Raw genomic sequence first — 11,958 nt, forward strand, 5'->3', positions numbered from 1 at the left:
ACCAAACGCAGAGGAAGCGCATGACACCACGCGCAACCAGAGGTTATACGGCAAAACGAAATTCCACCGAGTTCCGGCACATATAGCCATCTAAAAGAGACTCCAGATCGTCCGGCACGTTCCGGCGGCACAGCCCGGTAGTGAGAGGCTTGCATCGGCTAGAAGATTGCGCGCCAAGTGCTTCCGCACGATTCACGGCAGCAGTGCTTAGATAGCGCTATGAACAGCGCCGATCGCAGCCAAGAGAGACCTCCGACCGACGCGCCGATCACCTCCTCGGACGAAGATGACCTTGGGCGTGCACCGGTCGCGCACGACTTCGCGGAGTCGATTCGAGAACTCAACGCCAGCCAGGGACTCGTCGTGGGCATATTGGGACCTTGGGGGCACGGAAAGAGCTCATTCATCAACCTGATGCGTGAACAGTTTTCGGTTGTGCCCGCCCTCACTGTCGTCGACTTCAACCCTTGGATGTTCTCCGGCTCGAACCAGCTCGTCAACTTCTTCTTCACTGAGATCGCAGCGGAGCTCAACGTTCTCAGCAAGAGCCGCTTCGGGAAGACTGCAGACTGGCTCGCTCAGTACGCCAACATCCTCAAACCTGTGTCTCAGTTCGTTCCGTTTCCGGGCGCAGCGGCCGTAGGCGAAGTCGCCGCAGCCGCGCTCGGAGGACTGGCTGCGACAACGGACGCAGAGCGCAGCGCGAAGAAGGTGCGGGAAGAGATCACGAAGGAGCTCGTCTCACTCGCGCAACCTATCGTGGTCGTCATCGACGACATCGACCGTCTCACCACTCTCGAGATCCGCGAGATCTTCAAACTCGTCCGTTTGACGGCGAGCTTCCCAAATATTGTTTACGTGTTGGCTTTTGACAGAGAACGTGTGGAACAGGCCCTCACCGAAGACGGAATCCCCGGACGGGCGTACCTCGAGAAGATTGTCCAGTTGAGCTTCGATGTTCCGCATGCGCCAGAGAAGCTTCTGCGGTCCCAGGTTTTCGAAGAACTAGATCGCATCCTCACCCCCGTCGCGAACGCCACCCTCGACGACCGCCGATGGAGTGACGTCTATTGGGAAGTGATCGATCCGCTGTTCTCCAACATGCGCGATGTCACGCGCTACGCGATCTCCGCCAGGTCGACGATCAAGAGTCTCGGCGATGAAGTCGATCTGGTCGATCTTCTCGCAATGGAGGCACTTCGCGTCTTCCGTCCTGAACTCGTCCAACGGCTATCGAAGCTTCGAAATGAGCTCACGAGCACACGCGAGATCATGGGACGCAAGGACGAACGGGCGCAGAAGACCATTGCTGCACTGCTCGCTAAGTTTCCTGATGACGACGACGTGATTCGGGCGCTCTTTCATCGTGTATTCCCGGTCGCGCTGCAATACATCGAGAACAATCACTATGGATCTGACTGGTTGAGCGTATGGCGAACCGCACACCGTATGGCCCACATCGACTTCCTCAACCTCTATTTCGATCGAGTCGCACCAGACGAACTCGTCACGTTCCGAAGCTCCGAGCAAGCCTTTACGTTTCTCAGCGACGGAGTAGCGCTCAAGGGATACCTAACCGCATTGGACCCTGAACAGCTCGAAACCGTCCTCGAAGGACTCACCTCATACGAAGCAAAATTCACGACCGAGATGGTCGTCCCAGGATCAATCACTCTTCTGAACCTCATCGACGCCATTCCCGAGAAGAAGGAGCGAGGCTTCTTCGACATCGGACGCCGTGAGATCACCGTTGGCCGCGTTGTCCTTCGACTCCTCCGCCGCGTGGAGGATGAGGCAGAGCGAGAGGGCTTGGTCTCACGAATCCTCGACGGCATCGAAACGTATTCATCCCAGCTCAATTTCATCCACAGCGTGGGCTATCGCGAAGGCGTGGGGCACAAACTCGTCAGTGAAGCGTTCGCAGCGCGGATCCATGAGGAATTTGTTGCACGACTCCAGCGAACCTCACCAGCCGAGCCGTCACGCGAGTGGGATGCCTGGCGCATCTACGATGCCGTCCATACAGCAACAGGCGAAGCACCTCTGACGTCGAATGACAATCCTGTTCTGCTACGAGCGGTACTGCACTCACTTATGTCCACTGCGCGATCACAATCGATGGGCTCTCGACAGGTCAGATCTGAAGACCGTCTCGCTTGGGAGCTTCTCGTCGAGCTATTCGAATCTGAAGCCACAATCGAAGAGGTCCTGAACAACGTGCGCAAGAACCTGGGTGACGACAATGTTCTTCAACTCGCGGACAAATACCTATCGGGCTGGCGGCCGGAGAGCTTCTAGACAACACACAACGACGGGATCAGCCTTTCTCTGGCCGTTAACCCAAGCTATCGAATCAGAAGTCAGGCTGGGCGATAGTTAGACATTAAATCTAAATTCCACCACGTCGCCGCACGTAGGACTATCTGGACCATTCCTTGAGCAGCCCCTGACACCAGTCCACGGCCTGCCTCGGTGATACCGGCTCCTCAGGAGAACACGCTGATGCCGTATAGGACGAACACGAACAGGTGGGCCGCGCCGTGGAGGGCGGTGACCCGCTTGGCGCTGAAGGTCGTGAGGCTGAGCAGCAGGCTCACGCCGAGCAGCAGGAGGTTCGCAGGGCTCTCGGCAAGCACGACGGTCTGATCGGTGAGCAGACCGATCACGAGCACGACCGGGAGGGTAAGACCGACGCAGGAGACGAGCGCGCCGTGGGCGAGGTTGGTAACCCGCTGCGCCTCTCCCATCCAGGCCGCTCGGATCGTGGTGATGCCTTCGGGGAGGAACACGATCAGCGCGATGAGCACGCCGGAGAGAGCCAGCGGCGCACCGAGCCGGTCGAGCCCGTCGTCCAGGAAGACCGCCATGTCGTGCGAGAGCAGGACGATTGGAGTGACCGTGACCAGCAGGAGGAGGATCCGCGCGATGACCTCGGCGCGGTGCTCGCGCAGGATCGCGCCGATGCCCGGCTGCCCCTCGTCTGCTGCGGTGCCCGCGTCCGCATTGGCTCGTGCTCCGCTGACCTCCTGGAAGTCGGTGCTCTGCGCGCCGGTCTGGCGGTAGAGGAAGAACCCGTACAGCACGACCGTGAGCACTGTGATCGGCACCCCCTGGCCGGGCGTGTACGCGCCGCCGGTACCGATGACGGTGGGGAAGGCGAAGGCGACGGCGACGAGGACGACCAGCATCGAGAGGTAAGCGGAGATCCCGGTCGGGTTGACCCGCAGATCGCTGTGGCGCATGCCCCCGATCAGGAGGGCTGCTCCGACGATGAGAGTGAGCACGATCATCGTCGCGGCCATGACGGAGTCACGGGCGATGGTCGCGTGGTCGCCGGGGCCGAGCATGACCGCGGAGATGAGGATAACCTCGATGAGCACGATCGACAGCGTGAGTATGAGGGTGCCGTAGGGATCGCCGATCCGGTGCGCAAGATGCTCCGCCTCGTTGACGACACCGACGGCGCACACGATGATCACCGCCACGATCGCGGCGAGGACCGCGAACAGCAAGAGCGTCGGGAGATGGCCGTCGAGCACTGGTTTGGCAAGAGTCAGGGCGAGAAAGGCGACCCAGCCGAGCACAACGCGCGCGAGAGCGGACGGGGTCAAGACGGTTCGGGGCGAGGTGGTTCCGGACACGGGGCGAGAGGGCCTGTTCTGCGGGGCCGTCCCCGCGCGCGTCGTCTCCCGCCGGGCCGTCCCGTCGGCGTCGTTCCGGCACCGATTCTACCATTCGGCCTGCCTACGACGCCCGCGGTTCGTCGGGGAGCGGTGACCGCGGGTCAGGTTCGATCCCTGCTCCGCTCGACCAGACAGACCGCTGCCGCAGCAGTTGAGAGGGCGGCGACGATTGCGACCGGCAGCCAGGCGGTGCCGCCGATGAGCGCTCCGGCGACGGCGGTGCCGGCCGAGCCGGCGGCGATCTTCAGCGCGCCGACCCAGATGAAGATCTGCCCGCGCGCCTCGGGCGGGGCGTACTCGCTCCGAGCCGCGAGCGTAGCCGCGAAGAACAGTGAGTTCGCAATCCCTGCTGCGCCGAACGCGACGAGGGCAGCAGTGAAGTTCGTCGTCGCGATGACCAGGAGCAGTGCCGCAGGGACGACTACCGCGAGGACGCCGGTGAGCTTGTCGGCGTCCCCGTGCAGCGGCCGGACCATGAGCAGCCCGGAGCCGGCGAGGGTGCCGATTCCGTAGCTTGCGACCAGGCTCCCGGCCAGCGCCGCCCCGCCCAGGGACGGCGCGACCGCGACGGCGTAGATCGGCAGCGCCGCGACGGAGAATGCGACGACGACGGTCAGGACGAGAGTGCGCCGCAGCGGGCCGGATCGCCGGATCGTGACGAGTGTGCGTCCTGGGGACGGGACCGCGCCGGGGTCGTCGAGCGGGGACTGGCGCGGCAGGGCGAGCACGGCTCCGGCCCCGACGACCGCAGCGGCCGCCAGTGCCAGGGTCGCGACGAGCGGGCTCGCGGCTGCGGCGAGCCAGGCGACCGCGGCCGGTCCCAGGGTGCCGCTGAGCCCGTAGCTGGCGACGTCCCAACTCTGCGCCCGCCGCTGGGACTTCTGTGAGGGACCGGCGATCGACGGCAGGCGGCTGCTGACGCCTCCGGTGAGCATCGGGCCGAACAGTCCCGAGACGATCAGCAGCAGCGACGGGACCACGGCCCAGGTGACCGGTAGCAGGAGTCCGGCGACGCCGAGGAGCGTGCCGTGCGCGACCGCGGAGGCTGCGATGACCTTCCGCCCGTCGCGGGCGGTGTCGAGGCGGCGGGCGATGAATGGGCCGAGGAGGTGCGGCGCGGTGATCGACGCGCCGAGCAGGCCTGCGATCCACCCGGGCTGACCTGAGACGTGGGCGAGAAGGACGATCGCGACGACCGCTCCGCCGTCGGCGGAGCGCACGAGCGTGGCCGCGAATACGTAGCGCGCGAGCGCCGACCGCGATCCGGCTGTCGTCGCTGTGTGGGTCTCAGGCAAGGCCGAGCTCGTCCAGGACGCCGGAGATCCTCGTTCGCTGGTCGTCGGAAAGCGGCTGGATCGGCAGTGGCAGGCAGCCGCGCGGGGCGAGACTGAGCTGCTCGGCGATCGCGGCGACGACACGCAGGCTACCGCCGAACTCGGTGAACAGGCCCCACAGCGGCGCGAGCCGCTCCGACTTCGCGACGGCGTCGGCGGCCCGGCCCTCCTGGGCGGCGCGCGTGATCGCCAGTGCTGGCTCGGGCAGGGTCCCGCCGATGACGGAGTACCAGGCCTCGCAGCCGGCGTTGAGGCCTGTCGCGGCGGAGGCGTCGCCGGAGACGCCGATCGTGACGTGCTCGGGGATGACGGCGCGGATCGCGGCGACGTGTTCCCGGGCTGCCTCGGGGTCGGCGGGGACGCCGGGGATCTTGATCGATGCGATTCCGGGCAGCTCGGCGATGCGGGCATAGAGCTCGTTGGTGAACTCGAAGCGCGTCGTGCCGGGGTTGTCGTAGACGATGACCGGCAGGTCGGTCGCGGCGGTGACCGCGCGGAAGAGTTCGACGACGTCGTCGTGGGTCAGGGGCTGGTAGGTCATCGGGGCCAGCAGCAGCCCCGCGGCCCCCGCAGCCCCGGCGCTCTCGACGTTGGCAAGGACCTGGGACGTGCGCAGCGCCCCGACGCCGACGAGCACCGGGGTGCCGTCGGCGTTCTCGACGGCCAGGCGGGCGACACGGGCACGCTCCTCGGCGGTGAGATAGGCGTAGGAGCCGGTCGACCCGAGCGCGGTGATCGAGTCGACCCCGGCGGCAGCGAGCCGCCGGACGAGACCGGCGAACGCGCGCTGGTCGACCGCATCGTCCGCCAGCGGGGTGAGGGGGAAGGCCGAGAGGCCGGTGAAGAGGCTGGTCATGCGCTGCTCCTGTCAGCGATCGAGGGCGATGCCGGCCCGTAGACGGCGATGAGGGCCGCGTCGAGGTCGGCGATGAGGTCCTGGGCGGACTCCAGGCCGATGGCCAGGCGGATCAGGCCGTTCTCGCGGAAAGGGCAGCTCAAGCCAGCGGCACGCGCGGGCGGGTACGCCTCGTAGGCGATGAGTGTCTCGTCGTGCCCGAGTGAGACCGCTGAAGTGATCAGGCGCAGGTCGTTCACGAACCGCACTCGGTCGGCATGGCTGCCCTCGAGAGCGAAGGAGACGACGCCGCCGTAGCCGCCGGACAGCTGCCCCGACGCCGCTGCGTGGTGGGGGTCGTCCATGAGCCCGGGGTAGGCGACGTGGGCGACGCGGGAATCGGCGGCCAGGAACTCGGCGACGGCCTGGGCGTTCTCGCAGTGGCGCTGCAACCGCAGGGGCAGGGTGAGGGAGCCGCGCATTATGAGCCAGGCGTTGAACGGGGCGATCGCCCCGCCGACGTGGTGCAGCGCCCTGAACTTGATCGCATCGACCAGCTCGCGGCCTCCGATCACTGCTCCGCCCATGGCGTCACCGTGGCCGTTGATGTACTTAGTGAGCGAGTGGACGACGAGGTCCGCGCCGTGGTCGAGCGGCCGCATCAGTGGCGGCGGGGTGAAGGTCGAGTCCACGGTCAGGAGGGCGTCGTGCTCGTGGGCGATCCGGGCGAGGGCGGCGATGTCCGCGACCTTCGGGTCGGGGTTGCAGATGACCTCCGTGTGGATGAGCCGGGTGCTCGGGCGGACGGCTGCGCGAACGGCGTCGAGGTCTGTAATGTCGACGAGGTCGACCTCGATGCCCATCTTCTGCGGCAGCAGCGAGCCGAACAGGTCGAAGGTGCCCATGTAGACGACGTCGGAGACGACGACGTGGTCGCCCGGGCTCAGGATCGTGAAGAACGCGCCGTGCAGGGCCGCCATCCCCGTGGCGAACACCGCGGCTGCCTCGCCGTGCTCGGCGCGGGCGAGCTTGTCCTGCAGGCCGAGCTGATTGGCCCCGGACTCTCGCGTGTAGATCAGCAGATCAGGGTCGCCCTCGGGCAGGGCCGCGGGGTCCGCGGGCAGGCGGTAGGAGTTCGCCATCACGATCGGGGTGCGGATCGCGCCGGTGGTCTCGTCCGCGCGGTTGCCGCCGTGGACGGCCCAGGTGTCGTCGGTCAGCGTCGCGTGGTCGCGCCTGTCGGGCCGCGTGCCGGCCGGTGACGGGTGCTCGGTGCTCATGAGTCTGCTCCTAGAGTCGGCGAGGTCGTCGGCGAGGGGTGTTCGGTCACGGCGTCCCGAGCAGCCGGCTGGCAGCCCGAACGCCGGTGCCGAGGTCCGAAAGCGCGTCGACAAGCGCGTCACTGGCGGCGTGCAAGGCCTCGTCGGTGACGGGCGCGAGGGCATCGAGAATGAAGAACGCGGTTCGGGTGTCCTCGGTGAGGGCGGTGCGGCGGCCCTGCCGCCAGTTCCAGCGCCGGCAGGTCACCCCCGCGTCGTCGCGCCAGACGACCTCCCCTGGCTCCGGTTTCTCGATGACCGCCTCCCCGTTCGCGGTCGTCTCGAAGGGCTCGTCGCCGCCGGCCCGGACCAGCCGCGCGGGCCCCTCGTACCGGTCGAAGTCCTCGCCGCCGAGCGGGATCTGGTGGAGGACTGAGATCGCGTTGTAGATGTCGGTGAGCGCGTTGATCCGCGGCAGGCCCTTCTCCGCGCGCCGGGTGAGCGCCTCGAGGCTGTTGCGGGTGCGCTGCGGCTTCGCGCCGAACGCCCGGTACGCCTGCCTCCACGCGGCGACGTGGCCCAGCTCGTCGACCGGAGAGGCGGCCAGCAGCTCTCTTGCATGCGCCTCGGCCCGGTCGATCAGCTCAGCCGCGGCCGCGGAGGACGCTCGAGGGTCGAGCCCACTCACCACGATGAGCAGCGCGCGGTAGTCCGGGCGCAGGTCGAGCACAGCGGGGTCAATCTCGCACGCGGCGAGGAACGCGTCGGGGGCCCGGGTCTCAGTCATCGGCGGTCTCCGTTCTGTGGGCGTGCCCCACTCCTGGCTCGTGGACGCATAGCGCGAATCGGGCCGGGTGGTCGTGCGGGTTGGAGTAGGAGTGCTCGGCGTCGCCGTGAAAGGCCAGCGCGTCGCCGGCGGCGAGCACATGGGGCTGCCCGTCGGCCTCGACCGTGACCGTTCCCTCCAGGACCTGGAGCATCTCGCGGGTGCCCGCGGCATGGGCCTCGCTCTCATGGCGGTCGCCGGGCCCGAGCGTCCAATCCCATAGCTCGACGACGTCCGGCGGCTCCGTGCCGGCCACGAGTACGCCGCGACCGCCGTGCTCGCCGGTCCACAGCACCGCGCCCTCACCGGCGCGGGTCACCTTCGCCGCCCTCGGAGCCAGGGGCTCGACGAGCGCGGGTAGTCCGACCCCGAGTGCGTCGGAGAGCCGCAGCAGCGTGCCCACGCTCGGATTCACCGATCCCTGCTCGACATTGACGACCATCCGCCGGCTCACCCCGGCGGTCTCGGCGAGCCGGTCGAGCGTCCAGCCGTGGACTGTGCGTTCCTGCTTCACCCTCGCGCCGATGGCGCGGGCCAGACCCTCTGCGTTCACATCCATGAGTGCACCATACTGCACTCAATGCGCATTATCATCCCCGAACGGCGAGGCCGCTTGGCCGGGCACTCGCGCCAGACGTTAGAGCGAAAATCTCCATTCGACCACATCGCCGTCCTGCATCACGTACTCCTTGCCCTCCATGCGCACCTTGCCGGCGGCCTTGGCCTCGGCCATGGAACCGGCGGACACCAGGTCGTCGAAGGAGACGATCTCGGCCTTGATGAAGCCGCGCTCGAAGTCGGTGTGGATCACGCCGGCGGCCTTCGGGGCGGTGTCACCCTTGCGGATGGTCCAGGCTCGGGCCTCCTTGGGGCCGGCGGTGAGGTAGGTCTGCAGTCCGAGGGTGTGGAAGCCGGTGCGGGCGAGCTGGTCCAGGCCGGACTCCTCCTGTCCGTTCATCTCCAGCATCTCGCGGGCCTCCTCCTCGTCCAGCTCCACGAGGTCGGACTCGAGCTTGGCGTCGAGGAAAACGGCATCGGCCGGCGCCACCAGGTCGCGCAGTTCCTGCTGCTTCGCAGCGTCACCCAACACGCCGTCGTCGGCATTGAAGACGTAGATGAACGGCTTGGCCGTCAGCAGGCTGACCTCCCGGAGGCGGTCCATGTCCAGCTTCTCGGAGTCGATCGCCGAGTAGATGGTGTCCCCGCGCTCGAGCACGGTCTGGGCGGCCTGCAGGGCCTCGAGCTCCGCGGCCTCACGTTTCTTGCCCTTGACTTCCTTCTCGACGCGCGGGAGCGCCTTCTCGAGGGTCTGCAGGTCCGCGAGGATCAGCTCGGTGTTGATGGTCTCCATGTCCGAGGCGGGGTTGATCTTCCCGTCCACGTGGATGACGTCCGGATCGTCGAAGGCGCGGACGACCTGCGCGATCGCGTCGGACTCCCGGATGTTGGCCAGGAACTGGTTGCCCAGACCCTCCCCCTCGGAGGCGCCCTTGACGATGCCAGCGATGTCCACGAAGGAGACCGTGGCCGGCAGGATCTTCTGCGAGCCGAAGATCCCCGCGAGGGTGTCCAGCCGTTCGTCCGGGAGATTCACCACCCCGACGTTGGGTTCGATCGTGGCGAACGGGTAGTTCGCCGCGAGAACGGTCTGGCGGGTGAGTGCGTTGAAGAGGGTGGACTTGCCAACGTTGGGCAGGCCGACGATTCCGATAGAGAGAGCCACGGTTGTCCATGGTACCGGTGACCGATAGCGTCGAGAGCGTGACTGACCAACCAGAACAGACCACCAACCCAACCACCGACCCCGCAGGCGTTCCCGGCCTCGGGGTGAACGGAGAAAACGGGGACAGCGGCAACACCGCTGACCCGACGACGGACCCGAACCTGGTCGCCGCCGGAACCGCGCTGCCCGAGGGCCAGCCGCAGCCGCCCTCCGAACGCATCTCGCCCCTGGTCTTCCTCGCCATCGAGCAGGCGCTCGAGTTCGCCTCCGAGGGATCCGACGCCGTGGCGCCGTTCCTGCTGGGCTACATCGACGAGGAGCAGAAGGGGATGTGGAAACTGCCCGGTGCCGACGAGGACCAGATGCGGGCACAGGTCGCCCAGCTGGAGCCCCGCCCGGAGATGGCCGTTTCTGTGTTCGACGCCCGCCTCGAGGTCGAGGGCCAGCCGCACGACGCCTTCGTGATCGAGGCCTTCGACAACGCCGAGGGCGTCTCCGCCACCGTCATCCAGCTGTACTCCCCCGCCGATGCCACCGGTGGGGCCGAGGCCGTCGGCGCCCCGCAGCTGTTCGCCAACGGAGAGAACATCCTGCGCGCCTGATTCCCCTCATCGCCGTCAGGGCGTGGGTCGTCAGTTGGCGTGCCGAATGGACGCCCCATGGGCACACGATCTGACGACTCACGGACGGGCCTCGGTGACTGAGGCTCCTCGGATCCTCAGATCGCCGGGGCCCGGTCGGCGTAGCGCGTGGCCTCGTCATAGGCCCGGGCCACTCGCAGCAGGTCAACATCGTGGTCGGGCGCACCCACCAACTGCAGGCCCACGGGCAACCCCGCCGCCGTGAACCCGCCGGGCACCGAGATGGCCGGGCAGCCGGTCGCCGAGATCAAGGTGGCCGAGCGCATCCAGTCCACGTAGGACCCCATCGTCACCCCGGCCACCTCCTGCGGCCAGGCCCACGCAGCCGGGAACGGAACCAATTGCGTGGTGGGCGCCAACAGCACGTCGAACGCTCCCGCGGCGGCGGAACCGGCAGCACCGCCCCGTCCGGCATCACCGACCGCGTTGACGGAGATTCCCGCGGTGCCGGCGGTCCCGAAGAAGCGTGCGATCTCCCGGTCCAGCCGACCCCGCGCGATGGCCACGTCCATGAGCTCCGCCGAGGTCAGCGCCAGCCCGCGCTCCACGTTCCAGATGACCTCCTCCTTGACCTGACCGGGGAATCCGGCCACCACGTCCCGCAGGGCGAGCGCCATGTCGAAGGCCCGGGTCGCGTCGAAGACTCGGTCCGCCTCACGCAGCCGCGGGCACGCCTCCTCCACCGTGGCGCCGAGGTCGGCCAGCACCTCCGCCTCTTCCCGCACGACGGCGGCCACCTCGCCTTCCACGGGCACGCCCAGCCCGAAGTCGGTGGTCACCGCCACCCGGACCCCCGCCAGCGGCCGGTCCGGCGTGGCAGCACGCCGCGTACGGTCGCCTCCCGTTCGCGCGACTCCGTGCCGGCCTGCTCCGACCTGACCCACGGACTCGGTGAGCAGCTCAGCGAAGCCCGCGGCCGGCGTCGGGCACGGCACCGGGACCCGGGCGTCCGGGCCGGCGAGGACGGACAGCGCCAGGATGACGTCTTCCACCGAACGTGCCATGGCGCCCTTCTGCCCGAGCCAGGCGCGAGGGTCCCGCGCGGGGGCGTTGGGCACCACGCCGTGCGAGGCACGAAAGCCGACGACGTTGTTGAAGGCGGCGGGGTTGCGCAGGGAACCGCCCATGTCCGAGCCATCGGCCAGGGGCTGGATGCGCGTGGCCAAGGTGACGGCGGCCCCGCCCGAGGACCCGCCGGCGCTGCGGCTCGGGTCGTAGGGATTGAGCGTGGTCCCGAACACCGTGTTGTAGGTGTGGGAGCCGGCGGCGAACTCGGGGACGTTGTTCTTGCCGGTGGAGATCACGCCGGCGCGCTGGAACCGTTCGATCACCAGGTCACTCTCCCGGGGCACCAGGTCGGCGAAGATCGGGGAGCCGGAGGTCGTGCGGATGCCCGCGGTGGCATGGGTGTCCTTGTGCGTCATCGGGATCCCGTGCAGCGGAGGCAGGTCCTCCGGTGCCGTGGCGGCGGCGCGGTCGTCAGCGGCGAGCGCCTGCTCGTAGGCGCGTTCACGGACCTGGGTCACCACGGCGTTGACGCTCGGATTGACCTCGTCGATCCGAGCGAAGTGGGCTTGAAGCACCTCCCGGGCGGACACCTGACGATGACGCAGGGCGGCGGACAGGGCTCGGGCAGACAGGCTCAACGGGTCCATGC

General features: G+C 67.8%; 10 protein-coding genes. 2 read left to right on the plus strand and 8 right to left on the minus strand.

Annotated elements, in window-relative coordinates:
• Positions 1-219: 219 nt before the first annotated feature.
• Positions 220-2,298: a KAP family P-loop NTPase fold protein gene (locus IEX49_RS08435; protein WP_188805715.1), complete on the plus strand. Its 2,079-nt coding sequence runs from the start codon at positions 220-222 to the stop codon at positions 2,296-2,298.
• Between the two features lie 188 nt (positions 2,299-2,486).
• On the opposite strand, the gene IEX49_RS08440 is transcribed toward IEX49_RS08435, so the two are convergent.
• The 7 genes from IEX49_RS08440 to ychF all read right to left on the minus strand — a co-directional run bounded on the left by IEX49_RS08440 (position 2,487) and on the right by ychF (position 9,660).
• On the minus strand, positions 2,487-3,641 hold the full coding sequence (locus IEX49_RS08440; protein WP_188805716.1) for a calcium:cation antiporter: 1,155 nt from the start codon (positions 3,639-3,641) through the stop codon (positions 2,487-2,489).
• Between the two features lie 143 nt (positions 3,642-3,784).
• On the minus strand, positions 3,785-4,978 hold the full coding sequence (locus IEX49_RS16810; protein ID WP_229672433.1) for an MFS transporter: 1,194 nt from the start codon (positions 4,976-4,978) through the stop codon (positions 3,785-3,787).
• Positions 4,971-5,873, minus strand: coding sequence for a dihydrodipicolinate synthase family protein (locus tag IEX49_RS08450; RefSeq protein WP_188805717.1), 903 nt, complete (start codon positions 5,871-5,873; stop codon positions 4,971-4,973). The genes IEX49_RS16810 and IEX49_RS08450 overlap by 8 nt, the downstream gene beginning before the upstream one ends.
• Positions 5,870-7,132 (minus strand): trans-sulfuration enzyme family protein, encoded by a 1,263-nt coding sequence (locus IEX49_RS08455; RefSeq protein WP_188805718.1) that lies wholly within the window; start codon positions 7,130-7,132, stop codon positions 5,870-5,872. The genes IEX49_RS08450 and IEX49_RS08455 overlap by 4 nt, the downstream gene beginning before the upstream one ends.
• A gap of 46 nt (positions 7,133-7,178) precedes the next feature.
• Positions 7,179-7,898, minus strand: a complete 720-nt coding sequence (locus tag IEX49_RS08460; protein ID WP_188805719.1) for a B3/B4 domain-containing protein — start codon at positions 7,896-7,898, stop codon at positions 7,179-7,181.
• The gene (locus IEX49_RS08465; protein ID WP_188805720.1) at positions 7,891-8,496 is read right to left on the minus strand and encodes a helix-turn-helix domain-containing protein; all 606 of its coding nucleotides are present in this window, start codon (positions 8,494-8,496) and stop codon (positions 7,891-7,893) included. Before IEX49_RS08465 ends, IEX49_RS08460 begins: the two co-directional genes overlap by 8 nt.
• Positions 8,497-8,574: 78 nt before the next feature.
• The gene (ychF, locus tag IEX49_RS08470) at positions 8,575-9,660 is read right to left on the minus strand and encodes a redox-regulated ATPase YchF (protein WP_188805721.1); all 1,086 of its coding nucleotides are present in this window, start codon (positions 9,658-9,660) and stop codon (positions 8,575-8,577) included.
• 38 nt (positions 9,661-9,698) lie between these two features.
• Here ychF and IEX49_RS08475 point away from each other — a divergent pair, with 38 nt between their 5' ends.
• On the plus strand, positions 9,699-10,262 hold the full coding sequence (locus tag IEX49_RS08475; protein WP_188805722.1) for a hypothetical protein: 564 nt from the start codon (positions 9,699-9,701) through the stop codon (positions 10,260-10,262).
• Positions 10,263-10,378: 116 nt separating this feature from the next.
• Here IEX49_RS08475 and IEX49_RS08480 read toward each other — a convergent pair whose 3' ends face one another.
• On the minus strand, positions 10,379-11,956 hold the full coding sequence (locus tag IEX49_RS08480; RefSeq protein WP_188805723.1) for an amidase family protein: 1,578 nt from the start codon (positions 11,954-11,956) through the stop codon (positions 10,379-10,381).
• Positions 11,957-11,958 lie beyond the last annotated feature (2 nt).

The sequence above is a fragment of the Citricoccus zhacaiensis genome, assembly GCF_014645315.1.
Taxonomy (GTDB): Bacteria; Actinomycetota; Actinomycetes; order Actinomycetales; family Micrococcaceae; genus Citricoccus; species Citricoccus zhacaiensis.

What these genes read in the sequence shown, in the direction of transcription:
- IEX49_RS08480 (WP_188805723.1), bottom strand. Translation starts at nt 11,956, where the DNA reads ATGGACCCGTTGAGCCTGTCTGCCCGAGCCCTGTCCGCCGCCCTGCGT.
- IEX49_RS08455 (WP_188805718.1), bottom strand. Translation starts at nt 7,132, where the DNA reads ATGAGCACCGAGCACCCGTCACCGGCCGGCACGCGGCCCGACAGGCGC.
- IEX49_RS08450 (WP_188805717.1), bottom strand. Translation starts at nt 5,873, where the DNA reads ATGACCAGCCTCTTCACCGGCCTCTCGGCCTTCCCCCTCACCCCGCTG.
- IEX49_RS08465 (WP_188805720.1), bottom strand. Translation starts at nt 8,496, where the DNA reads ATGGATGTGAACGCAGAGGGTCTGGCCCGCGCCATCGGCGCGAGGGTG.
- IEX49_RS08435 (WP_188805715.1), top strand. Translation starts at nt 220, where the DNA reads ATGAACAGCGCCGATCGCAGCCAAGAGAGACCTCCGACCGACGCGCCG.
- IEX49_RS08460 (WP_188805719.1), bottom strand. Translation starts at nt 7,898, where the DNA reads ATGACTGAGACCCGGGCCCCCGACGCGTTCCTCGCCGCGTGCGAGATT.